The sequence below is a fragment of the Beutenbergia cavernae DSM 12333 genome, from assembly GCF_000023105.1.
In the GTDB taxonomy this organism is placed as follows: domain Bacteria; phylum Actinomycetota; class Actinomycetes; order Actinomycetales; family Beutenbergiaceae; genus Beutenbergia; species Beutenbergia cavernae.
This window is the reverse complement of record NC_012669.1, coordinates 3,456,651-3,480,091: the sequence shown is the minus strand read 5'-3', so window position 1 is coordinate 3,480,091 and position 23,441 is coordinate 3,456,651. Positions and strand designations below refer to the sequence as shown.

At 74.1% G+C, this 23,441-nt stretch carries 22 protein-coding genes; 19 read left to right on the top strand and 3 right to left on the bottom strand.

Going from position 1 to position 23,441, the window contains the following annotated elements; translation table 11 throughout:
• Positions 1-24 precede the first annotated feature (24 nt).
• The 9 genes from BCAV_RS15705 (at position 25) to BCAV_RS15670 (ending at position 6,590) form a co-directional block, all read left to right on the top strand.
• The gene (locus BCAV_RS15705) at positions 25-1,428 is read left to right on the top strand and encodes an exopolysaccharide biosynthesis polyprenyl glycosylphosphotransferase (protein ID WP_015883603.1); all 1,404 of its coding nucleotides are present in this window, start codon (positions 25-27) and stop codon (positions 1,426-1,428) included.
• A 1-nt stretch (position 1,429) separates the two neighbouring features.
• On the top strand, positions 1,430-2,209 hold the full coding sequence (locus BCAV_RS15700) for an inositol monophosphatase family protein (protein WP_043347358.1): 780 nt from the start codon (positions 1,430-1,432) through the stop codon (positions 2,207-2,209).
• Between the two features lie 432 nt (positions 2,210-2,641).
• Positions 2,642-2,863: a translation initiation factor IF-1 gene (infA, locus tag BCAV_RS15695; RefSeq protein WP_015883601.1), complete on the top strand. Its 222-nt coding sequence runs from the start codon at positions 2,642-2,644 to the stop codon at positions 2,861-2,863.
• Between the two features lie 59 nt (positions 2,864-2,922).
• Entirely contained in the window at positions 2,923-3,036 is a 114-nt protein-coding gene (rpmJ, locus tag BCAV_RS22300) for a 50S ribosomal protein L36 (protein ID WP_015883600.1), read from the top strand.
• Between the two features lie 164 nt (positions 3,037-3,200).
• Positions 3,201-3,581, top strand: a complete 381-nt coding sequence (gene rpsM, locus BCAV_RS15690; protein ID WP_015883599.1) for a 30S ribosomal protein S13 — start codon at positions 3,201-3,203, stop codon at positions 3,579-3,581.
• A 67-nt stretch (positions 3,582-3,648) separates the two neighbouring features.
• Positions 3,649-4,056 (top strand): 30S ribosomal protein S11, encoded by a 408-nt coding sequence (gene rpsK, locus BCAV_RS15685; protein ID WP_015883598.1) that lies wholly within the window; start codon positions 3,649-3,651, stop codon positions 4,054-4,056.
• A 111-nt stretch (positions 4,057-4,167) separates the two neighbouring features.
• Positions 4,168-5,184, top strand: a complete 1,017-nt coding sequence (locus BCAV_RS15680; RefSeq protein WP_015883597.1) for a DNA-directed RNA polymerase subunit alpha — start codon at positions 4,168-4,170, stop codon at positions 5,182-5,184.
• A 36-nt stretch (positions 5,185-5,220) separates the two neighbouring features.
• Positions 5,221-5,814: a 50S ribosomal protein L17 gene (gene rplQ, locus BCAV_RS15675; protein WP_015883596.1), complete on the top strand. Its 594-nt coding sequence runs from the start codon at positions 5,221-5,223 to the stop codon at positions 5,812-5,814.
• Positions 5,814-6,590, top strand: a complete 777-nt coding sequence (locus tag BCAV_RS15670; protein WP_015883595.1) for an alpha/beta fold hydrolase — start codon at positions 5,814-5,816, stop codon at positions 6,588-6,590. Before rplQ ends, BCAV_RS15670 begins: the two co-directional genes overlap by 1 nt.
• Before the next feature lie 3 nt (positions 6,591-6,593).
• Here BCAV_RS15670 and BCAV_RS15665 read toward each other — a convergent pair whose 3' ends face one another.
• Positions 6,594-7,352, bottom strand: a complete 759-nt coding sequence (locus BCAV_RS15665) for an ROK family protein (protein WP_015883594.1) — start codon at positions 7,350-7,352, stop codon at positions 6,594-6,596.
• On the opposite strand from BCAV_RS15665, the gene truA reads away from it, so the two are divergent.
• Positions 7,351-8,256, top strand: a complete 906-nt coding sequence (gene truA / locus BCAV_RS15660; protein WP_050761896.1) for a tRNA pseudouridine(38-40) synthase TruA — start codon at positions 7,351-7,353, stop codon at positions 8,254-8,256. The genes BCAV_RS15665 and truA overlap by 2 nt on opposite strands.
• Positions 8,257-8,330: 74 nt before the next feature.
• The gene (locus BCAV_RS15655) at positions 8,331-9,245 is read left to right on the top strand and encodes an SDR family NAD(P)-dependent oxidoreductase (RefSeq protein ID WP_015883592.1); all 915 of its coding nucleotides are present in this window, start codon (positions 8,331-8,333) and stop codon (positions 9,243-9,245) included.
• Between the two features lie 17 nt (positions 9,246-9,262).
• Here BCAV_RS15655 and BCAV_RS15650 read toward each other — a convergent pair whose 3' ends face one another.
• Positions 9,263-9,727, bottom strand: a complete 465-nt coding sequence (locus BCAV_RS15650; RefSeq protein WP_015883591.1) for a DUF5709 domain-containing protein — start codon at positions 9,725-9,727, stop codon at positions 9,263-9,265.
• A 350-nt stretch (positions 9,728-10,077) separates the two neighbouring features.
• Here BCAV_RS15650 and rplM point away from each other — a divergent pair, with 350 nt between their 5' ends.
• From rplM to BCAV_RS21735, 6 genes are all read left to right on the top strand, one after another.
• A complete protein-coding gene (gene rplM / locus BCAV_RS15645) occupies positions 10,078-10,521 on the top strand; it encodes a 50S ribosomal protein L13 (RefSeq protein ID WP_015883590.1) in 444 nt (147 codons plus the stop codon).
• A gap of 38 nt (positions 10,522-10,559) precedes the next feature.
• Entirely contained in the window at positions 10,560-11,048 is a 489-nt protein-coding gene (gene rpsI / locus BCAV_RS15640) for a 30S ribosomal protein S9 (RefSeq protein ID WP_015883589.1), read from the top strand.
• Between the two features lie 14 nt (positions 11,049-11,062).
• Positions 11,063-12,421, top strand: coding sequence for a phosphoglucosamine mutase (gene glmM, locus BCAV_RS15635; protein ID WP_015883588.1), 1,359 nt, complete (start codon positions 11,063-11,065; stop codon positions 12,419-12,421).
• Between the two features lie 7 nt (positions 12,422-12,428).
• Entirely contained in the window at positions 12,429-13,082 is a 654-nt protein-coding gene (locus tag BCAV_RS15630) for a peptide deformylase (protein ID WP_015883587.1), read from the top strand.
• A 171-nt stretch (positions 13,083-13,253) separates the two neighbouring features.
• Positions 13,254-13,970 (top strand): DedA family protein, encoded by a 717-nt coding sequence (locus tag BCAV_RS15625; RefSeq protein WP_015883586.1) that lies wholly within the window; start codon positions 13,254-13,256, stop codon positions 13,968-13,970.
• Positions 13,971-14,068: 98 nt separating this feature from the next.
• Positions 14,069-16,801, top strand: a complete 2,733-nt coding sequence (locus BCAV_RS21735; RefSeq protein WP_015883585.1) for an AfsR/SARP family transcriptional regulator — start codon at positions 14,069-14,071, stop codon at positions 16,799-16,801.
• A gap of 21 nt (positions 16,802-16,822) precedes the next feature.
• Here the strand turns inward: BCAV_RS21735 and coaA are convergent, their stop codons facing one another.
• Entirely contained in the window at positions 16,823-17,860 is a 1,038-nt protein-coding gene (coaA, locus tag BCAV_RS15615) for a type I pantothenate kinase (RefSeq protein WP_015883584.1), read from the bottom strand.
• 18 nt (positions 17,861-17,878) lie between these two features.
• Between coaA and BCAV_RS15610 the strand changes: the two genes are divergently transcribed.
• Both BCAV_RS15610 and BCAV_RS15605 read left to right on the top strand, forming a co-directional pair.
• On the top strand, positions 17,879-20,623 hold the full coding sequence (locus BCAV_RS15610; RefSeq protein WP_050761752.1) for an AfsR/SARP family transcriptional regulator: 2,745 nt from the start codon (positions 17,879-17,881) through the stop codon (positions 20,621-20,623).
• A 2-nt stretch (positions 20,624-20,625) separates the two neighbouring features.
• A complete protein-coding gene (locus tag BCAV_RS15605; RefSeq protein ID WP_015883582.1) occupies positions 20,626-23,406 on the top strand; it encodes an AfsR/SARP family transcriptional regulator in 2,781 nt (926 codons plus the stop codon).
• The last annotated feature ends 35 nt before the right edge of the window (positions 23,407-23,441 follow it).

Sequence of the window (23,441 nt, the reverse complement as noted above, 5' to 3'; positions counted from 1 at the left end):
GAACGACGCACGGGAGGAGCGCGGATGTCCCTGCTGGCCGACCGCCTCGGTGCGTCGGGCGTGCGCGTCGCCGGCGTGGCTGCCCCGGTGACGTGGCCGCAGGCCCAGGGCGTCTACCGTCGGATCGCCGCCGGGGGTGATGCCCTCATCGCCTTCGCGCTCGTGGGCTCGGTCGCCGTCGCCGGGTGGGGGAGCGACCGCACGGTCCTCGCCGGAGCCGTCGCCGCCGCGCTGTTCGTCGTCGCCGTCGCCGCCTGCGGTGGCTACTCGCGCGAGTCGCTGGCCACGGGACGGCGCGAGCTGCTCGCCCCGGTCAAGGCGGGCGCGGCGGTGGCCGCCCTCGGACTCGTCGTCGACTACGCCGGGACCGACGTCCCGCCTGTCCTGCTGCTCGTCGCACTGCCCCTCGTCGTCGCGACTGTCCTCGCGGCGCGGTCCACGCAGCGGGCGGTCGTGCGTCGGCTACGCCGCGAGGGCGCACTGCTGCGCCGGGTCCTCGTCGTCGGGAGCGACGGCGCCGCGGTCGCGCGGGTCGTCTCGGCGTTCGACGCCGCCCGGGCCGACGGCGCTGTGGTCGTCGCGACCCTCTGGACCCCGTCCCGCCCGCTCACCGACGTGCCGGAGCTCGTCGTCGAACGCGGGGTCGACGTCGTGGTGGTCGCCGGCGACGTCGGCGAGACCGAGCTGCGGCGGATGTCCTGGGAGCTCGAGCGCACCGCCGCCCAGCTCGTCCTCGTCCCCGAGCTCGCCGATCTGGCGGCACCGCGACTGCGCCTCGGACGGGTCGCCACCCTGCCGGCGCTCGAGGTCGACCTCGGCGCCCGGCCCGCGCGGCGACGGTCGAAGGTGTGGTTCGACCGGGTCGTCGGGGTCGTCCTGCTCGCCGCGGCGTCGGTCGTGCTCGTCCCGGCCGCGCTGGCGGTGCGCCTGACCTCACGGGGTGCGGTCATCTTCCGCCAGCAGCGCGTCGGAGAGCGCGGCCGCACCTTCACGATGCTCAAGCTGCGCACGATGGTGGCGGACGCCGAGGCCCGGCGGAGCGAGCTCGAGACCAGCAGCGAGGCCGACGGCCCGCTGTTCAAGATGCGGCGCGACCCACGGCTCACGCGCGTGGGGCGCGTCCTGCGGCGCTTCTCCATCGACGAGCTGCCCCAGCTCGTGAACGTGGTCCGCGGCGACATGTCCCTCGTCGGGCCGCGGCCGCCGCTGCCGTCCGAGGTTGCCCGCTATGACGCCACGACCTCGCGCCGGATGCACGCGCGGCCGGGCCTCACCGGACTCTGGCAGGTCAGCGGGCGGAGCGATCTCGCCTGGGAGCAGTCCGTGCGGCTCGATCTCCAGTACGTCGACAGGGCGACCACCTGGACCGACCTGCGTATTCTCGCCTCCACGGTCGGAGCGGTGATCGGAGGTCGCGGTGCGTACTGACATGGGTGAGACGATCCCCCGGACGGCGAGCGCCGACGGGCAGCTCGCGGAGCTGCTCGCCAGGCGGGCGGGGATGCTGCTGCTGGAGATCCAGCGGGACGCCGGCACGGATCTGCTGGGCAGCACCGAGCTGCGCGGCAGCGCCGATCTCCAGGCGCAGGAGTACCTGACGGCGTCGCTGCGTCGCAAGCGGCCGTCCGACGCGCTGCTCGTGCCCGGGGTCATCGACTACCCGGCGCGGCTCGCGGCCGACCGGCTGTGGATCGTCGACCCGCTCGACGGGTCGGCCGAGTTCGTCGAGGGTCGGCCCGACTTCGCCGTCGACGTCGCCCTGTGGGAGCACGGCGAGCTCCGCGCGGGTGCGCTCGCCCTGCCCGGACTGGGCGAGGTCTTCGGGACGTCGGCGCCGCTCGAGGTGCCGGACCGCGCCCCCGGGCCGTTGCGCGTGGCCGTCTCGCGCACGCGGCCGCCGGCGCTCCCGCCTCGCGTGCGGCAGAACGTCGAGCTCGCGCCCATGGGATCCGTCGGCTACCGGATCGGCGCCGTGCTGCGGGGCGAGGTCGACGCGTACGTCTCGGCCGACCCGGTCTCCGAGTGCTCGGCCGCGGCCGGGATCGCGCTCGCCGCTGCGGTGGGGCTGCACGTCAGCCACTGGGACGGCTCCGAGCTCACGTTCAACACCGCGAGCGCCGAGCTCGCACACCTGCTCGTCTGCCGTGAGGAGCACGCCACGTGGTTCGTGGCCGCGCTCAGCGGGCGGACCGGGGCCGGGGCACCGTGAGCCCCGGGACACCGGCCACAGGCCGGGACCAGATCGACCCGTCGGCGTTCCCCCGAATCGCCGATCGGGTCCGGCGAAGCCGATCCGCGACCCCGCGTGGACGGCTTCGTAGCATCAGCGCCGGCTGATGCATCGGCTTCGGCCGAGCCACGGACGGCCTGCCCCCGTTCCCCCGATGCGGGGGCAGGCCCCCGGGGTGTGCCCCGGGTACCGCCGGAGCGCCGACGCAACCGGACCTGCGGGCTCCGCGGGGCGCCCGACGCCGTCGAACCAGGGGCAGTTTGGGTTCGCCCGACCGATCGCGTATGATGAACCGCTGGGCCTGCCACCCGTGTGCCCTCGCTCGTCCACCCCCCGGTCTTCGACCCGGGAGTCGGCCTGCGTGGTGCGCGTCGCGGACCCGGTCCAGATCATCAGGAGTTAGCGGAGGACATGGGCAAGAAGGACGGTGTCATCGAGATCGAGGGCAGCGTGATCGAGGCTCTGCCGAACGCGATGTTCCGCGTCGAGCTGAGCAACGGTCACAAGGTGCTCGCACACATCTCGGGCAAGATGCGCCAGAACTACATCCGCATCCTCCCCGAGGACCGGGTGGTCGTGGAGCTGACGCCGTACGACCTCACGCGCGGCCGCATCGTCTACCGCTACAAGTAAGTCAGAATCTCGCCTCGGATGAAGCCGCTGCACCCAGCGCGCGGCGGCAAGGAACGGTCATGAAGGTCAAGCCCAGCGTCAAGCCGATCTGTGACAAGTGCAAGGTGATCCGTCGGCACGGTCGTGTCATGGTGATCTGCGAGAACCTGCGTCACAAGCAGCGTCAGGGCTGAGCCCTCACGCACGCTGAACCACCCGACGGCCCGCCAGGGTCGTCACCAGCGGTCCACCAGCGCTCCGCGCCACAGGCGCGGCGCAACCCCCGGTCCGGAGGCCGGGGCCCGCAGCAGCGGGACGGTGGAGCGGCAGACCTCCGGATGTTGTATGGAGGCCCCGAGTGGCACGACTCGTCGGCGTCGACCTCCCCCGCGACAAGCGGCTCGAGGTGGCGCTCACCTACATCTACGGCGTCGGACGGACCCGCGCCGCCGACACGCTCAAGGCGACCGGCATCAGCCCGGACCTGCGTGTGAAGGACCTCGGCGACGCCGAGATCGTCGCCCTGCGCGACCACCTCGAGGGCAACTACAAGATCGAGGGTGACCTCCGTCGCGAGGTCGCGGCCGACATCCGGCGCAAGGTCGAGATCGGCAGCTACGAGGGTCTGCGGCACCGCCGCGGCCTGCCGGTGCGCGGCCAGCGCACGAAGACGAACGCGCGTACCCGCAAGGGGCCGAAGCGCACGGTGGCCGGCAAGAAGAAGGCCGGCCGCAAGTAGCCGCTTCCCCGGCCTGCCCGGCCGGGTGCGCGGTCCGACGACCTCCACGACACAAGGAACGAAGAGAATGCCTCCCAAGTCCCGCACCGCCGGCGGCGCGCGCAAGACGCGCCGCAAGGAGAAGAAGAACGTCTCCCACGGCCACGCCTACATCAAGTCGACCTTCAACAACACGATCGTCTCCATCACCGACCCGTCGGGTGCCGTGATCGCGTGGGCGTCGTCCGGTCAGGTCGGCTTCAAGGGCTCGCGCAAGTCGACGCCGTTCGCGGCGCAGCTCGCCGCCGAGGCCGCCGCCCGCCGTGCGCAGGAGCACGGCATGAAGAAGGTGGACGTGTTCGTCAAGGGCCCGGGTTCGGGCCGCGAGACGGCGATCCGTTCGCTGCAGGCCACCGGCCTCGAGGTCGGCTCGATCTCCGACGTGACGCCCCAGGCGCACAACGGGGTCCGGCCGCCGAAGCGCCGCCGGGTCTGAGAGTCGCGCCCTCGCCTCGCGAGGGCGATGCATCACCCCCGCCGGCCGGACCGAGGGACGGCGGGGCTCACCGCGACGTCATATAGCGGATGTCGCTGAAAGGAACACCTCGTGCTCATCGCACAGCGCCCCACCCTGACCGAAGAGGTCGTCGCCGACAACCGCTCGCGTTTCGTCATCGAGCCGCTCGAGCCCGGTTTCGGCTACACCCTCGGCAACTCCCTGCGCCGCACCCTGCTGTCGTCCATCCCGGGCGCAGCGGTGACGAGCATCCGGATCGACGGTGTGCTCCACGAGTTCACCACCGTGCCGGGGGTCAAGGAGGATGTCACCGAGATCATCCTCAACATCAAGAACATCGTCGTCTCCAGCGAGAACGACGAGCCGGTGGTCATGTACCTGCGCAAGCAGGGCCCCGGCGTCGTGACGGCCGCGGACATCACGCCGCCGGCCGGCGTCGAGGTGCACAACCCCGACCTGCACATCGCGACGGTCAACGGCAAGGGCAAGCTCGAGGTCGAGCTGACCGTCGAGCGTGGGCGCGGTTACGTCTCGGCGCAGCAGAACAAGGCGTACGACACCGAGATCGGCCGGATCCCCGTCGACTCGATCTACTCGCCGGTGCTCAAGGTGACGTACAAGGTCGAGGCGACCCGTGTCGAGCAGCGCACCGACTTCGACAAGCTCATCGTCGACGTCGAGTCCAAGCCGGCCATCTCGCCGCGTGACGCCGTCGCCTCGGCGGGCAAGACGCTCGTCGAGCTGTTCGGCCTCGCCCGCGAGCTGAACACCGCGGCCGAGGGCATCGAGATCGGCCCGTCGCCGACGGACGCCGCGCTCGCTGCCGACCTGGCGCTGCCGATCGAGGATCTCGACCTCACGATCCGCTCGTACAACTGCCTCAAGCGCGAGGGCATCCACCAGGTGGGCGAGCTCGTCGCTCGCAGCGAGGCGGACCTCCTCGACATCCGGAACTTCGGTGCGAAGTCGATCACCGAGGTCAAGGAGAAGCTCGCGGCGCTCGGCCTGTCCCTCAAGGACAGCCCGGCCGACTTCGACCCCTCGCTCGTCACCGACGCGTACGACGGCGACCTCGACGCCGACTACGCCGACGAGCAGTACAACTGACGCCGGACCACGGCGAACGAACGAGAAGGAGACTCCATGCCTACGCCCACCAAGGGCCCCCGTCTCGGTGGTGGACCGGCGCACGAGCGGCTGATGCTGGCCAACCTGGCCACGGCTCTCTTCGAGCACGAGCGCATCACGACGACGGAGGCGAAGGCCAAGCGTCTGCGTCCGCTCGCGGAGCGGCTCATCACGTTCGCGAAGCGCGGTGACCTCGCGTCCCGTCGTCGCGTGCTGACGGTCGTCAAGGACAAGGGCGTGGTGCACACGCTCTTCACCGAGATCGCGCCGGCGATGGCCGAGCGTCCGGGTGGCTACACCCGGATCACGAAGGTCGGCCCCCGCAAGGGCGACAACGCCCCCATGGCCGTGATCGAGCTCGTGCTCGAGCCGCTCAGCCCGAAGCAGGCCACCGTCGCGGAGGCCACGGCCGCCACGAAGCGCGCCGCGAAGAAGGCCGACGCGCCGCAGGAGCCGGTCGCCGACGAGGCGACCGACGCCGACGAGTCCGTCGAGGACGAGGCGCCCGCGCAGGACGACTCGGCCGACGAGGTCGAGGCCGCGGCGGACGAGACCCCGGCGGACGACGCCGAGGCCGACGCCGAGAAGTCGAGCGACACCGAGAAGTAGTGCAGCAGGCAGCACGCGGGGCCCGGACCGGTTCGGTCCGGGCCCCGCGTGCGTCCGCGGACGGGCAGCGGCGGCCGGACGTGCTCCTGGTGCACGGGATCCGGACGTCGTCGACGATGTGGCGTCACCAGCTGGAGGTCTTGAGGGCTCTGGGGTTCCGTGCCGAGGCACTGGACCTGCCGGGGCACGGTGCCCGACGCGGCGAGACGTTCACGCTCGACGCCGCGCGCGAGTCGATCGAGAGCGCGCGCTCGGGCATGGCGGAGGACGCCGTCGTCGTCGGCCTGTCGCTCGGCGGGTACCTGGCGCTGGACTGGGCGGCCAGGACGACGCACCCCGCGACGCGGCTCGTCGTGTCGTCCTGCACGGCGCTCCCAGGGGGGTGGGGTCACCGCGCGTACCTCGGCCTGTCGGACGTCATCGGCCGGCTCCCGGCCGACGGCGCGACGCGGCTGAGCGATGCCGCCGCGCGGGGTCTCGTCGGACGGCGCGCCGCCGAGGACGTCGCCGCGGGAGGGGTGGCGGTCGAGGCTCAGCTCGCGACGCTCCGCGCACTGCTCGCGGTGCGGCCGCTGGACGACCTCGCCCGGATCGACGTGCCGGTCACGTTCCTGCTCGGCGGCTGGGACCACTTCCGCACGGAGCAAAGCGCCTTCGAGCGCGCGGCACGGCGGGGCGACGTCGTCGTCGTGCCACGCGCGACGCACCTCGTGAGCCTGCACCGGCCGCTGGCGTACGACCGCGCCCTGCTGGGGATCCTCGACCGCGACCGGTGAGCGTCAGGGGGTCCGCAGCGTCCAGGCCCGTACGCCCCCGATGATCCCGGCGCTGTTCGGGACGACGACGACGTCGTCCCCGAGCTTGTCGAGCGTCTGCGGCGTGATCCGACGCGAGTTGCCGCCGCCGAGATACACCCGGTCCCACACGAAGATCGGCCGGAGCGCCTCGACGACGCGCCGGATCCGCCGCGACCACATCGCGTCGCCCAGGCGGATGCGCTCGTGCTCGCCCACGTACCCGTCGTACGTCAGGCCCCAGCGCACCGGCCCCTGGCTCAGCTCCAGGTGAGGAGCGAGCGCGCCGCCGTCGAACAGGGCGTTGCCGAGCCCGGTGCCGAACGTGAGCACGAGCTCGAGGCCCGCCCCCGCCACGACGCCCGCCCCGTGGACCTCGGCGTCGTTGAGCACCAGCGCCGGGATGCCGAGCTCCCGGGAGACGGCGCTCGCCATGTCGAAGCCGCTCCAGGCGTCGACGAGCTCGGGCAGCACCTTCGTGCGGGGCCCGGCCCGCGTGACGTAGTGCGGTGTCGCGACGACGACGCCGTGGCGGATCATCCCCGGCATGCCCACGGTCACCCGTTGGGCGTCGGGCAGCCGGCCGGCCAGCTCGACGATGGTCTCCACGAGCCGGTCGGGGGGCAGGGGATACGGCGTCGCGGTGCGCACGGGCTGGGCATGCATCGTGCCGGCGACGTCGAGGACCGAGGCCTTGATCCCGCCGCCGCCGCAGTCGACCGCCAGCGTCGAGATCGGCTCCATGGTGCACCGAGGGTACCGCCGTCGGCCGCTACCCTCGGGTGTCGTGACGCACGTGCTGCGGGTCCGGCTCGACCTCGCGTACGACGGTGCGGCGTTCGCGGGGTGGGCGCGGCAGCCCGGCCTGCGCACGGTGCAGGGCGACCTGGAGGAGGCTCTGGGCCGAGTCCTGCGCCTCCCGGAGCCCCCGCGGCTGACCGTGGCGGGGCGGACCGACGCCGGCGTCCACGCCCGCGGGCAGGTGGCCCACGTCGACCTGCCGCGCGAGGCGTACCTGGCGGCCCCCGGGCGGAGCGAACGCGACCCCGGCGCGGCACTGCGGACCCGGCTCGCTGGCGTCCTGCCGCCCGACGTCGTCGTCGGCCACGTCGCGCCGGCCCCGCCGGGATTCGACGCCCGGTTCTCCGCGATCTGGCGCCGGTACGCCTACCGCGTGGCCGACGACGGCGCCCTGCACGACCCGCTGCGGCGCGGCTGGACCGTGTGGCACCGTCGCCCGCTGGACGTCGTCGCGATGGACGCCGCGGCCCGGCGGCTGCTCGGTGAGCACGACTTCGCCGCGTTCTGCCGCCCTCGCGAGGGCGCGACGACGATCCGCACCCTCCAGGAGCTCACGTGGGTCCGCGACGACGCCGGGCTGCTCGTGGCGCACGTGCGGGCCGACGCGTTCTGCCACTCGATGGTGCGCGCGCTCGTCGGTGCGTGCCTCGCGGTCGGCGAGTCGCGGCGAGAGGTCGGGTGGCCACGTGCGGTCCTCGACGCCGCGCGCCGTGACAGCGCGGTGCAGGTCGCGCCCGCGCACGGGCTCGTGCTCGAGGAGATCGGCTACCCGCCGGACGAGGAGCTCGCGGAGCGGGCGCGGACGGCGCGCGCCGTGCGGACGCTGCCGGACCAGCCCGCCGGCTGACGGCCCGCGGGGCCTCGAGGTCGCCGGGATACGCTCGTGCTCGGCGCACCGGGTCTCGTCCCACGGGAGAGGGCATGGTCACAGTCGTGATGACCGGCGGAACGTCGGGGATCGGCCTCGTGGCCGCCTCGGCGATGGCGGCCGCACCCGGGTCGAGGGTGATCGTCGGTGCGCGCCGGACCGGTCCGCCAGGAACCGAGACGTTGCGGCTCGACCTGACGCGGCTCGACGACGTCCGGTCGTTCGCCGAGAACGTCCGACGCACGCTCGACGAGGTTCCGATCGACGCCCTGGTGCTCAACGCCGGGGTGCTCTGCGCGGACGCCGACGGCCGCACCCCGGACGGGTTCGAGACCACGTTCGCCGTCAACCACCTCGCCCACTTCCTGCTGCTCCGGCTGCTGCGCCGGCAGCTGGCCGACGGCGCGCGGGTCGTGCTCACGACGAGCGGCACGCACGACCCCGCGGTGAAGGTCCGGATCGTGCGGCCGCGGCACGCCGACGCGAGCCTTCTCGCGCATCCGGAGCGCGACCCGGGCCGGCACCGTCGGGCCGGCGACGCGGGCCAGCACGCCTACACGGCGTCGAAGCTGTGCAACATCATGACCGTGCGCGCACTCATGGCACGGTCGGCGTCGGACGGTCGCGACGTCGTCGCGATCGGCTACGACCCCGGTCCGACGCCGGGCACGGCGCTCTTCCAGGCGACCTCGCCCGTCCTCCGGCCGCCGTGGGCCATGTTCGGTGGGCGGCTCGGCCGCCTGGTGCCGACGATGTCCACGCCGGCAGCGGCCGGCGCGGGCCTGGCGCAGGTCGTCCTCGGCGACGCCCCGCCGCCCGGCGAGTACTACGGCCGGATGACGGCGCGAGGCCTCGCCTGGGTCCAGCCGTCGGAGCTGGCGCGCGACGACGCGCTGTGCGACGCGCTGTGGGCGGACAGCGCCGAGCTGGTCGGCGCTCCACGGGACGACGTGGCACCCGGGGGCTGAGCCCGGACGGAGAGCGCTCAGCGCTCGCGGGACTCCTCGGCGCCGGCGCCGTCCTCCTCGTCCTCGCCGAGCTCGTCCACCTCGGCGTCGTCGTCGAGCGTGTGCATCGCCGCTTCCTCGGCGCTCGCTGCGCCGCCCGAGATCCCGGCGTCGCGCGCGAACGCGTCCTGCCGGCGCCAGCCGTCGGAGGTGTCCTCGATCCGACCGGACCGGTCGGACTCGCGGCCGCGGCGGGTGCTGTAGTCGGCCTCCCACACCTCGGGCTCCTCCTCCCCGAGCCGGCGCTCGAGCGGTTCCCCCACCGACTCCTCGTACGCCGTCTCGCCCCAGCGGTTCGAGCGGTCCCGCTCGGGCGGTGAATAGCCCTCGTCGAGCACGTCGTCGACGGGGGAGTCGAGCAGCGCGTCCTCGCGGGTCAGCTGGTCGTCGTCGCCCTCCGTCCCGAGCGCGGGGTCGGTGGAGGTGCCCGGTGTCTCGCTCATGAGCCCAGGTTCGCACCGCAGACCCGGCCGTGCCAGGTGAGATGCTGGGCCCGATGAGAGCTCGTGGGGTCGCCGTCGTCGCCGCGCGACCCTGCGCCGCCGGGGACGTTTTGACCGCACCGCCGGCGCCGGAGTACCCTGGGACGTCGTTGTGCGTCCATGACCTCGGCGGCGTCGCTCCGGCGCGCCGAGACGCCGCGCCTCCTCGGGTGTCTCCCACTCGCCTGGGCCAGCGCGCGGGGGACGCACTCGCAAGGCTCGAACCGACCTCGGTGTCGTCGGGCGCCTGGCGTGACAAGCGCCTGGTGCCGCAGCGCCGCCAGCATGCAAGAGAAACGAAGGCTACGACCGTGCGTACGTTCACCCCGAAGCCGTCCGACACCGAGCGGACCTGGTACGTCATCGACGCGACCGACGTCGTGCTCGGCCGTCTCGCGTCGCAGGTCGCGAAGCTGCTCCGCGGCAAGCACAAGGCGACGTTCGCCCCGCACGTGGACACCGGTGACTTCGTCATCGTCGTGAACGCCGACAAGGTGGCGCTCACGGGCAACAAGGAGCAGCAGAAGCTCGCCTACCGCCACTCGGGCTACCCCGGGGGCCTCAAGGCGACGTCCTACGCGGAGCTGCTCGAGAAGCGGCCGGAGCGGGCCGTCGAGAAGGCGATCCGCGGCATGGTGCCCAAGAACAGCCTCGGCCGTGCGCAGATGCGCAAGCTCAAGGTCTACGCGGGTGCCGAGCACCCGCACGGCGCGCAGAAGCCGCAGACCTTCGAGATCACGCAGATCGCGCAGTAGTCGCGCGGCCGTCCGCCAGAAGAATCACGAGGAGAACCGTGGCTGAGACCACCATCGACGAGCTGGACGAGAACGCCCCCAGCAGCTACACCTCCGAGACGCCGGCAGCGACCGCCGCCAGCCGCGGCGAGAGCATCACCGCGCCGGGCCAGGCCATCGGCCGTCGCAAGGAGGCCATCGCGCGCGTCCGGCTCGTGCCGGGCAGCGGCGCGTGGACGATCAACGGGCGGCCGCTCGAGGACTACTTCCCGAACAAGCTCCACCAGCAGCTCGTGAACTCGCCGTTCACGCTGCTCGAGCTCGAGGAGCGGTTCGACGTCGTCGCGCGCATCGACGGCGGCGGCGTCTCCGGCCAGGCCGGTGCCCTCCGTCTCGGGATCGCGCGCGCGCTCAACGCGATCGACGAGGAGTCGAACCGTCCGGCCCTGAAGAAGGCCGGCTTCCTCACGCGTGACGCACGTGTGACGGAGCGCAAGAAGGCGGGTCTGAAGAAGGCTCGCAAGGCGCCTCAGTACTCGAAGCGCTGACCGCGCACGCGCGGATGGGCAGGCTCTTCGGCACCGATGGTGTCCGCGGGCTCGCGAACGCCGACGTCACCGCCGAGCTTGCCCTCGACCTCGGGGTGGCGGCGGCGCGGGTGCTCGGCACCGGTGCCGCTGCCCGCGCCGACCTCCACCGACGCCCTCGTGCGCTGATCGGGCGCGACCCGAGGGCGTCCGGTGAGTTCCTGTCGGCCGCCGTCGCCGCCGGCCTCGCGAGCGCCGGGGTCGACGTCACCAACCTCGGGGTGCTCCCGACGCCGGCCGTCGCCTACCTGACCGGTGCGCAGGACGCCGAGATCGGCGTGGTGATCTCGGCATCGCACAACCCGATGGCCGACAACGGCATCAAGTTCCTGGGCCACGGTGGGCAGAAGCTCGGCGACGACGTCGAGGACGCCATCACCGCGCTGCTCGAGCAGCAGTGGGATCGGCCCACGGGGGCCGACGTCGGACGCATCAGCATCGACCCCGGCTTCGGCGGCCACGACTACGTCGCGCACCTGCTGTCGACGATCGACGCCGACCTGTCGGGCCTGCGCATCGTCATCGACTGCGCGAACGGCGCGGCGAGCGAGGTCGGCCCGGTGGTGCTGCGCGAGGCGGGCGCCGACGTCGTCGTCATCAACGCCTCGCCGGACGGCCGCAACATCAACGAGAAGTGCGGGTCCACCCACCCGGAGCAGCTGCAGGCGGCGGTCGTCGCCTCGGAGGCCCACCTCGGCGTGGCGCTCGACGGGGACGCCGACCGGTGCCTCGCCGTGGACGCGAGCGGCGCGCTGGTGGACGGCGACCAGGTGATGGGCCTGCTCGGCGTGGCGCTCCGCGATGCGGGCACCCTCGCCGACGACACGTTGGTCGTCACGGTGATGAGCAACCTCGGGCTGCTCATCGCGATGCGCGAGGCGGGGATCCGCACGGTCCAGACCCCGGTCGGGGACAGGTACGTGCTCGAGGAGATGCGCCGGTCGGGAGCGTCGCTCGGTGGCGAGCAGTCCGGCCACATCATCATGTCGCAGTTCGCGACCACCGGCGACGGTCTGCTCACGGCGCTGCAGGTCGCGGCGCGGGTCGCGACGACCGGCGCGTCGCTCGCCGAGCTCGCCGCGCCGGTGCGCCGGCTGCCCCAGGTGCTGCTCAACGTCACCGGGGTCGACCGTTCCCGGGCGCTGTCGGACGAGGTGGTGTCCGACGCCGTCGCGCGCGCGGAGGCCGGCCTCGGCGACGCGGGTCGAGTCCTCCTGCGCCCCTCCGGCACGGAGGCCCTGGTGCGCGTGATGGTGGAGGCCGACACGCCCGAGCGGGCCGAGTCGGTCGCCACCTCCCTGGCGGACGTGGTCCGCACCCGGCTGTCGCTCTGAGCGCCGCGTGAACCTGGTCCCTGCCGTCGACGCCCTTCTCGAGGCGCACCCGGACGGCGTGCTGCCGATCGTGAGCGCCGGCGCGCCGGTGCTGCGGGCGCCCGCCGCGCGCTACGGCGGGGAGCTCGGGGCCGAGCGGTTCCACCGGCTCCTCGAGGCGATGCGAGTCACGATGCGCACCGCACCGGGTGTGGGCCTCGCCGCCCCTCAGATCGGGCTGCCGCTCGCGATCGCCGTGATCGAGGACCCAGGCGTCGACGACGACGCGACGGCGGCCGCGCGCGAACGCGTGCCCGTCGCGTTCCGTGTGCTCGTCAACCCGACGTACACGCCCGCGGGACCGGAACGCGTGTCGTTCTACGAGGGCTGCCTCTCGGTGCCCGGCTATGTGGCCGTACGGGCGCGATGGCGGCGCGTGCGGCTGCTCGCCGCCGACGAGGCGGGGAACGCCGTCGCCGAGGAGCTCGCAGGCTGGCCGGCGCGGATCGTCCAGCACGAGGTCGACCACCTCGCGGGAGAGCTGTACCTCGACGCCGCGGCGCCACGGTCGCTGGCCTCGGACGCGCACGCGCCCCGGTGGGCGAGCGAGGCCGTCCCGCGCGGCGCGGCAACGGTACTGGGCTTCCCGCTCGAGGGCGCTGAGCCGACCCCTCGGGCGTAGCCGTCGGGAACGCGCGGCGGACCAGGGGCGTTCCCTAGGGAGTGCGGACCGTCGGCTCCGACCTGAGGATGACGCGCCACACCGGTGGTGGCAGGCGATGATGGGGGAGACGTCAGCGGGGGCGCGCGAACCGAAGTCCCCCGATCGTCCAGAACCAGACCGGAGCACCGCGTGGACATCCTCAGCACGATCCAGGACGCCGTCATCGGCATGGCGGAGTCCCCATGGGTGCTGCTCGCTCTGTTCGCGTTCTGCGTGATCGACGGGTTCTTCCCGCCGATCCCCAGCGAGTCGGTCGTCATCGCGCTCGCGGCACTGGCCGTGGCGGGCGACGGCGTCCCGATCCTCGCGATCATCCCCGTCGCCGCGGCCGGGGCGATGACCGGCGACCTCATCGCCTTCTCCATCGGCCGCCGTGTGCCGGTACGGACGATGCGCCTGTTCTCGTCCGGGAAGGGCAAGGCGACGCTCGCCTGGGCGGAGCGCCAGCTCGCCCGGCGTGGCGGCACGTTCATCCTCTCGGCGCGCTACATCCCGGTCGGGAGGGTCGCGGTCAACATGACGGCGGGCGCCGTCGGCTTCCCGCTGCGCCGCTTCGTCGCCTTCGACGCCCTGGCGGCGATCACCTGGGCGGTGTACTCCACGGTCATCGGCCTGGCGGCAGGCCGGTTCTTCCACGACTACCCGCTGCTGGGCGTCGTCGTCGGCATCGTCGGCGGCGTCCTCATCGGGACGCTCGTCGACTCGATCCTGTCCCGGCGCTCCGGACGCACCGAGGACAAGCCCGCCGAGGGTGAGGCCCCCGAGGGTGACGCCACTGAAGGCGGGGCCGTGGAGGGCGACGCCGCCCCGGTCCCGGCGACGAGGTCCACGGAACCCACGGACTGACCCGAAACCGGCCCCTTGCGGCGCTTCCCTGCCGCGCTACCCTGGCGGGTCGGGGAGTCCGGCCCGAGCCGGGGGCTGCGGGAAGAGTGCGAGTCGATGTGCTGGGTCCGCTCGTCGTCACCCAGGACGGCGAGGACGTCGCCCTGCCCGCCGGCCGCAGCGTGCAGCTCGTCGCCCTCCTCGCGGTGGCAGCCCCCGACCCGGTGTCCGCGGACCGCCTCCTCGAAGCGCTCTGGGACGACGGCGGCGGGACGCGGGGCGCTCTGCAGGTGCTGGTCCACCGTGTGCGGCGCCGGCTGGGCGAGGGAGCGGTGGAGTCGGTCGGCCAGAGCTACCGGCTCGGCGCCGCCGAGCTCGTGGCGGAGGACTTCGCGCTGCGGGCCGGGCACGCCCGGGACCGGGTCGACGTCGCCCCGAGGGAGGCGCTCGCCGAGCTCGACGCGGCCCTGCGGCTGTGGCGGGGTGAACCGTTCGGCGAGCTGGCCGCGGCCTCGCCGGAGCTGGCCGCGGAGTCCGCCCGGCTGTCGGAGCTCCACGTCGACGCCCTCGAGGCGAGGTTCGAGGCCGCGCTGACGGCGGGGATGGCCGGGGAGCTCGTGCCGGACCTCCGGGACGCCGTCGCGGCGCACCCGCTGCGGGAGCGCCTCCACGCCCACCTCATGCTCGCGCTGTACCGCGCGGGGCGCACTGCGGCGGCCCTCGACGCCTACCGGGCGGCTCGCGGTGAGCTGGTCGGCGAGCTCGGCCTCGAGCCCGGGCCGCTGCTCAAGGACCTCGAGCGGGCGATCCTGCTCGAGGATCCCGTGCTCGCCGCGCCGCCCGCGCCCCTCACCGGGCCGGAACGCCCGGTCCGCCCGGCGCAGCTGCCGGGTCCCGACCCCGCGTTCACGGGCCGCCCCGAGGAGGTGGACCTGCTCGCCCGGGAGCTGCGGTCCGGCTCCTCGCTCGTAGCCGTCGCCGGCCCGGGCGGTGCCGGGAAGTCGGCGCTCGCGCTGGAGGTCGCGAACGCCGTCGCCGACGCCTTCCCCGGCGGGCAGCTGTACGTGGACCTGCGTGGGGCGATGCCGGACGGCGAGCCGCGCGGGGTGGAGGAGGTGCTGGAACGCTTCCTGCGCGCGCTCGGCCTGCCGCGCGCGCCGTCGGACCCGGAGGAGGCGGCGGCGGAGCTCCGCACGCGCACGGCGCTCAGCCCGGTGCTGGTGGTGCTGGACGACGCCGCGTCGCTGGCCCAGGTGCGCCCCCTGCTCCCGAGCGCACCGTCGGCGGCGATCGTCACGTCACGCCCGGTCCTCGGCCTGCCCATCTCCCTGCTCGTGCACCTCGACGAGCTGTCGGACGTCGAGGCCCTCGAGATGCTCGCTCGCGCGGCAGGCGAGGACCGGGTGCGGGCGGAGGAGGCGGCGGCGCGACGGATCGTCGACGCCTGCGGGCGACTTCCGCTCGCGCTGCGGATCGCCGGCGCACGCCTGGCCGCGGCGCCGCACCGCCGGCTCGCGGTGCTCGCGGACCGCCTCGGCGACGAGCGCCACCGGCTCGACGAGCTGCGCCATGGCGACCTCGCCGTCCGGGCGAGCATCGCCGTCGGTCTGCGCGGGCTCGACCCCCTCGCTCCGCGGATGCTCGCGGCGCTCGGCGTCCTCGACATGCCGTCGGTGAGCCCGGTCGCCGCCGCGCGGCTCGCCGACGTCCCGCTGGCCGTGGCCCGCCGGCGCCTCGACGACCTCGCCGAGGCGCGGCTGCTCGTGACCGGTGCCGACGAGTCGGTGACGATGCACGAGCTCGTGCGCTTCTTCGCGTCCGAGCGTGCCGGCGTGGAGTTCGACGACGACGAGCGGGCGGCGCTCGTGCGCCGCGGGTACGAGCACTACCTGGCGTCCGTGCGTGCCGCGAGCCACGCATTCACGCCGGACCTGCCGGACTTCCGGATGCGTGTCGGCCCCTCGGTCGAGCCGCGCGCCGTGCTGGCCGTCGAGTTCGCCGACGCGCAGGCCGCACTCGCGTGGGTCCGGACCGAGATCGCGAACCTCCAGGCGGTCGTCGACGGCGTCGCGCGCCTGCCCGACGGCCCGGAGCTCGTGGCGGCGATGCTCGCACCCCTCGTCCGGATCTTCGACGCTCAGGCGCTGCACGGGCCGGCGGCACGCATGTACGCGCCCGTCCTCGAGCGGGACGCGCCGACGTCGCCCGCCGAGGCGCTGGTGTGGGCGGACTCGGTGGTCGTGCGGCAGCACGACCCCGCGAACGACGACCGCCTCGACGCGGCGTTGGAGGTGCTGCGCTCCGGCGGTGACGCCAGGGCGCTGGCGACCGCGCTCAACGTCCGGGGGATCCGCGGCAACCGCACCGGCAGGTTCGACCGTGCGGCCGAGGCGTTCGCGGAGAGCATCGAGATCCTGACCACGGCGGGGCACGACACGGCGGCGGCCTATCCGCGCACCAACCTCGTCGACGCGCTGACCGGCCTCGGGAGGCTCGACGAGGCGGCGGCGGTGGCCGAGGCGAACATCGCCTCGTCCACCGGGATGCCCCGCGCCATCACGAGGTGCAACCTCGCGATGCTGCGCGCGGGCAGCGGACGCCTCGACGAGGCGCACGAGCAGTTCCGCGAGGCCGCGCGGGAGCTGCGGGACTCCGGCGACCTGCACATGACGGCGCGGTGCCTGTGGCACGACGCCGCGGTGCTCGGCGACGCCGGGCGCACCGAGGAGGCACGTCAGACGCGCGCCGAGGCGGTCGGCCTCGCCGTCGAGCTGGGCCTGCTGACACCGGCCGCCGGCGAGTCCGCCCTGGCCGATCCGTCGGGGGCCGAGGACGCCTTCGGGATGAGCTGACCCCTCGGCCGCCCGGGCTCCTCAGAGCTTGCGCAGCAGCACCCGGTGCAGGCGGTGGTCCGCGGACTTCGTCATGACGAGCGTGGCGCGGCCGCGCGTCGGCAGGATGTTCTGGCGCAGGTTCGGTTCGTTGATCTCCGCCCAGATGCGCTGCGCCGTCGCGCGCGCCTCGGCGTCGTCGAGCCCCGCATAGCGGTGGAAGTAGGACTGCGGCTGGGCGAACGCGGTCTCCCGGAGCCGGAGGAAGCGGTCGACGTACCAGCGGCGGATGTCCGACGTGCGGGCGTCGACGTAGATCGAGAAGTCGAAGTAGTCGGACACGGCCACGCTGCGGCGGCCCTGCGCCGTCGTCCGCGCGGGTGCCAGCACGTTGAGACCCTCGACGATGAGGACGTCGGGGCGCTGCACCCGAACGCGGCCCTCCGGCACGATGTCGTACGTGAGGTGGTCGTACACGGGCGCCTCGACGACGTCGGCCCCGCTCTTGACCTCGGCGAGGAAGCGGAGCAGCGCGCGCCGGTCGTACGACTCGGGGAAGCCCTTCCGGTTCATCAGCCCGCGGCGGGCGAGCTCGGCGTTCGGGTAGAGGAACCCGTCGGTCGTGACGAGCTCGACGCGGGGGGTGCCCGGCCAGCGGCGCAGCATCTCCGCGAGGACGCGTGACGCCGTCGACTTCCCGACGGCGACGGATCCCGCCACGCCGATGACGAACGGGGTGCGGTGGGTGCGCTCGCCGAGGAACGTCGACGTGGCGTGGTGGAGGCTGCCGACGGCGTCCACGTACAGCGTGAGCAGGCGGGACAGCGGACGGTAGACGGTGTCCACCTCCGCGAGGTCGATCGGGTCGCCCAGGCCGCGCAACCGGGCGACGTCGTCGTCCGTGAGGGGCAGGGGGGTCGACGCCGACAGGCGGCTCCAGGCCGCGCGGTCCAGCTCCACGAACGGCGTCGTGGACGACGGTACGGACTCGACGGAGGCGTCCTTGGGCAGTGCCACGCCGAATAGTGTGGCCCACCCCGATAGCCTCGTGCGCCAGGAGCCGCCGCGTCGAGGCGGCATCGGGGTGGGGAATCGCGCGTGAGGGTCGGGGTGCTGGGGCCGCTCGTCGTCGTCGACGACGCTGCGTCGGTGCTGCCCTCCGGTCGGGTGGCGCTCGCGCTCTCGCTCCTGGTCGAGGCGTTCCCCCGAGCGGTGAGCGCCGACCGGCTCGTGGCGGAGGTCTGGTCGGAGGGAAGCGGCTCTCGGGCGGCGCTGCAGGTGCTCGTGCACCGGCTGCGCAAACGTCTCGGCGCCGAGCGGCTCGTGCTGGAACCCGCGGGGTACCGGCTCGTGGTGGCCGCGGAGGACGTCGACGCGGCGGTGTTCGAGACCGAGGTGTGCGCGGCCCGGGAGCTGCTCGGGCACGACCCGGAGGGCGCCCTGGCGCGCCTGGAGGACGCGCTCGGGCGCTGGCGCGGGACGCCGTTCTCCGGACTCGGCGGCGGCAACGAGGTCCTCGCCGTCGCGACGTCGCGGCTGGAGGAGCTGCACGCGGAGGCCGTCGAGGCGCGGTTCGCGGCGGCGCTGGCGCTGGGTCGTTCGAGTGACCTGGTGGGCGATCTGCGGACAGCTGTGGCCGAGGCGCCGCTGCGGGAACGGCTGCACGGGCACCTCATGCTCGCGCTGTACCGGTCGGGGCGGACGGCGGAGGCGCTGGACGCCTACCGCGCGGCGCGGGCCACGCTCGTGGAGGAGCTGGGGATCGAGCCGGGTCCCGAGCTGCGGGACCTCGAGCACGCGATCCTGGTCGAGGACCCGGTGCTCGCGGCCGTGCCCCCGCCGCTGGCCGGGCGCGGGGCGCCGGCGCGCCCGGTCCAGATCCCGCCGCGGGACCCGGCGTTCGTCGGGCGGGAGACCGAACGTGCGCAGCTGGTCGCCGCGCTCGCCGGCGGTGCCGGCGTCGTCGCGATCGACGGCCCGGGGGGCGTGGGCAAGTCCGCGCTGGCGCTCGAGGTCGCCCACGACGCCGCCGACCGGTACGACGGCGGGGTGCTGTACGTGAACCTGCACGGGGCGACGCCGGGGACGGCCCCGCACGACCCCGCGGTCGTGCTGGAGCGGTTCCTGCGCTCGCTCGGCAGCGATGCCGATGGCCGCGGCCTCGAGGAGCTGGCGTCGCAGTTCCGCTCCGCGACGGGCGCCCGGCCCGTGCTCGTGGTGCTCGACGACGCCGCATCGGCAGCGCAGGTGCGTCCGCTGCTGCCTGGTGCGGGTTCGGCGGCCCTGGTCACGTCGCGTTCCGTGCTCGCGAACCTCACGCCGGACGCGCTGCACATCGACGTCCTCGGCGAGGGTTCGGCGCTCGCGATGCTCACGCGGTTCGTGGGACGCCAGCGGGTGGCGGCGGAGCCGGACGCGGCCGACGGGATCCTCCGGGCGTGCGGGTACCTCCCGCTCGCCATCCGAGTGGTCGGCGCGCGGTGGTCTGCCGCGCCCCGGCGCTCCCTGTCCACCATGCTCGACCGGCTGGCGGACTCACGTGCCCGGCTGGACGAGCTCGAGGCCGACGACCTCGCGGTGCGGTCCTCGCTCGAGGTGGGCCTCGACGTCGCCGGCGACGAGGCGGAGCACGTGTTCGCGCACCTGGGTGTCGTCTCGCTGCCGCACGCGACGGCCGCGGCCGCGGCGCGGCTGGCGGACCTCCCGCTCGGTGTGACGCGGCGCCGGCTGGACGACCTGGCCGCCGCCCAGCTGCTCGCCGTCGACGAGGACGAGCGGTACACGATGCACGACCTCGTGCGCCTCGTGGCCGTCGAACGTGGCGCACGCCTGACCGCCCGTGAGCGGGAGGCAGCGGTGGTTCGGCTGACCGAGCACGCCGTCGCCTCCGCCCGGAACGCGGCGCGGGCCGGCGGGACCTCGCTGTGGAGCGCCCGCGAGGAGATCGGCCCGCCGATCGACGCCGGCGAGGCGCTCGCCGTGACGTTCACGGATCGTGCGGCAGCCGACGAGTGGGTCCGTGCCGAGCTGCGGACGTTCCTCGCGCTGTCGGAGGCGCTCCATCAGGTGCCCGCCGGGCGGATCCGCCGGGCCGCGCTGGTGGCTCCCCTGCACCTGACGATCCGGAACCAGGCGCTCGACGGCGAGGCGGCGCCGCTCTACGAGCCGTTCCTCGAGGAGGGGGCCGAGCCGAGCGCCGCCGACGCGATCGTGCTCGTCGACGCGGCGAGCGGGATGGACCACGCGCGAAAGTACGAGTACTCGGTCCGTGCCGAGGCGATCGCGCGCGCGGTGGGCGAGCCGCAGCTCGTCGCGAACGCCCTGAACCAGCAAGGACTCGCTCTCTGGCGGCTCCAGCGGCTCGACGAGGCCCTGGCACAGCTCGAGACGGCGCTCGCCGTCCTGATCGAGGACGGGGACCTGACGCACGTCCCGACCGTGCGCGTGAACAGCGCCGTCGTCCTGATGGACCTGCACCGCTACGACGAGGCCATCGCCGTCCTCGAGCTGGACCTCTCGACGCTCGACGAGGCGAGCCGCGCGAACCATCTCGTCAACATCGCGACCTCGCACCAGCTCGCGGGCAGGCCGGATCGAGCGGCGGAGATCTTCGCGCAGTCCGTGCCGGCGCTCCGCGAGGCGGGGTACGTGCTCCAGGCAGCGCTGTACGAGTGGAACCACGCCGTCGCCCTGAAGGAGCTCGGTCGCCACGAGGAGGAGACCGCGAAGCGGTGGGACGTCCTGCGCACAGCCGTGGAGCTCGGGGTGATGACGGACGACGAGGCGCAGGAGGTCATGGCGGGCGACCCGCCCGAGGACCTCGACTGGTTCGAGAGGCTGTGAGCGTGCGGTACGAGGTGCTCGGCGAGCTGGGCGTCATCGACGACGACGACGGGGGCGGCGGGCTGGTGCCGGTCCCGGCGGGTCGGCAGCGGCTGCTCCTGGCGCGTCTGGTGGCGGCGGTGCCGCGGCCGGTCCCGGTGGACGCGCTGGTGGAGGATCTGTGGCCGGGGGGTGACGGGTCGCGTTCGGCGCTCCAGGTGATCGTCCACCGGTTGCGGCGTCGGATCGGGGAGGACCGCCTCGTCCTCGACGTGAGCGGGTACCGGTTGGTCGCGGACCCCGGGGACGTGGACGCCGTCGTGTTCGTGGAGGCGGTGCAGGCCGCGTGGTCCGACGTCGACCTCGATCCGGCGCGGGCGATCGCCACGCTGGAGGGGGCACTTGCGCTGTGGCGCGGGTCGGCCTACGACGGGATCGGCCTGGAGAGCGAGACGCTCGCGACGGAGGCGGTCCGGCTCGAGGGTCATCGGCTGGACGCCGAGGAGGCGCGGTTCTCGGCGTCGCTGGCGCTCGGCCGGTCTGCGGAGCTCGTGGGGGAGCTGCGTGAGGTGGTGGCGGCGCACCCGTTGCGGGAGAGGTTCCACGCGCAGCTGATGCTGGCGCTGTACCGGTCGGGGCGCACCGCCGACGCGCTGGACGCCTACCGGACGGCGCGCGGCGTGCTGGTGGAGGAGCTGGGGTTGGAGCCGGGGACGGAGCTGCGGGACCTGGAGCAGGCGATCCTGGTCGAGGACCCGGTGCTCTCGGCCCCGCCGGCGCCGTTCGCGCGTCCGGATGCGCCGGTCCGCCCGGCGCAGCTGCCGCCGTCGGACCCGGCGTTCGTCGGTCGCGACGACGACGTCGCGGTCCTCACCCGGGCGCTGACGAACGGCGGGCGCGTGGTCGCGATCGACGGACCCGGCGGAGTCGGGAAGTCCGCGCTCGCGCTGCACGCCGCACACGCCGTCGCCGAGGAGTTTCCGGGCGGGGTCCTCTACGCGAACCTGCGCGGCGCCACACCCGGCGTGACCGCGCGCGACCCGGCGGTGGTGCTGGAGCGGTTCCTGCACGCGTTGGGCGTCACGACGGCGGGCACCGGGGACGTCGACGACGCCGCCGCCGAGCTCCGTACCAGGACCACCGGCGCGGGGGTGCTCGTCGTGCTCGACGACGCCGCCTCGCCCGCGCAGGTGCAGCCGCTCCTGCCCGGCGACGGGTCCGCGGCGGTGGTGACGTCGCGTCCCGTGCTCACGGGCTTCACCGCTTCCGCCCGCGTGCACCTGGACGTCGTCGACGAGGAGGTGGGCGTCCGCATGCTGGCGCAGATCCTCGAGGACGACCGGGTCGGGGCCGAGCCCGAGGCCGCGGCCAAGATCGTCGCGGCCTGCGGGCGGTTGCCACTGGCGATCCGGATCGTCGGCGCCCAGCTGCTCGGTGCGCCGCGTCGGCGCCTCGCCGCGACGGCCGAGCGGCTCGGTGACTCGCGGGCGCGGCTGGACGAGCTGGCGGCCGACGACCTCGCGGTGCGCTCGTCCCTCGAGCTCGGTCTGTCGGCGGTCTCCGGGGAGGCGGCCACGCTGTTCGCGTATCTCGGCGTCGTCCCGTTGCCGAGCGTGACGGCCGCCGCGGTCGCGCGCCTCGCGGACCTGCCGCTCGGCGTGGCCCGCCGCCGGTTGGACGACCTCGCGCGGGCGCGCATGCTCGTGGAGCTCGGGGACGAGACGTTCGCCATGCACGACCTGGTGCGCCTCGTCGCCGGCGAACGGGCGACGGCGGCCCTCGACGACGAGCAGCGCCGCGCGGCCGTCCTCCGCCTGTACCGGCACTACCTCGCGTCTGCGCGAGCCGTGGCACTGGCGATGGACCCCGACGTCTGGGAGGTGCGGCTCGCCCTCGGTGAGGAGACCGATCCCCAGGCCGACCTGCCGGTGACCGTCGCCGACGGCATCGCCGCCGCCCACTGGGTAACCGGCGAGATCGCGACAGTCGCCGCCGTCGCGCAGGCGACGCTCGCCGCCACCCACGACCGGAGCGACGTCGCGGCGCTCCTGGCTCCGCTCTTCGCGGCGATCCGCAGTCAGGGGATGGGAGCCTCGGCGGCGGAGCTCTACGTCCCCTTCGTCGAGGCGCCCGACGCGCGGACGAGGGCCGACGTGCTCATGCTGCTGGACTCCGCCGTCATGCGTGAGGCACCGGGTGCCATGGCTCGGGCCGCCGAGCGGCCGCTGGCCGCGGCGCGGGCGCTGGGCGACGACGAGATGGTCGCGCACTGCCTCAACGTCCTGGCGATCGGGCTCACCCGGGACGGCAGGCACACCGACGCCCTCGAGCGGTACCGCGAGGCCGTCGACATCGCCACGGGAGCGGGCCTCGAGCACGCCCGGCGCACGGTCATGCCGAACCTCGCGAAGTCGCTCGGGCACCTCGGCCGGCACGAGGAGGCGGTCACGCTCCTCGAGAGTCAGCTGGAGGGTCTCGAGGGACGGCTGCGTGCCCATCATCTCGGGCGCCTCGCGGGGAGCCATCTGGCCGTGGGGCGGCCCGAGGCGGCGCTCCCGCTCTACTCCGACGCGATCGAGCAGCTCACTCGCTCCGGGCACACCCTGCTCGTCGCCATCTACACCTGGCACCACGCGTCAGCCGTGAAGCGGCTCGGGCGCCTCGACGAGGCTCAGGAGCTTCGACGGCGCTCCCTCGACCTCGTCGTCGGCGTCGGACGGATCACCGCCGAGGAGGCCGACCGGATCCTCGCGGACGACCCGCCGGACGAACCCGAGGAGCTCGATGTCTTCCGCCAGATCTGACCGGGCCACGCGCCGGCGTCGGCCGCGCAGCGGCC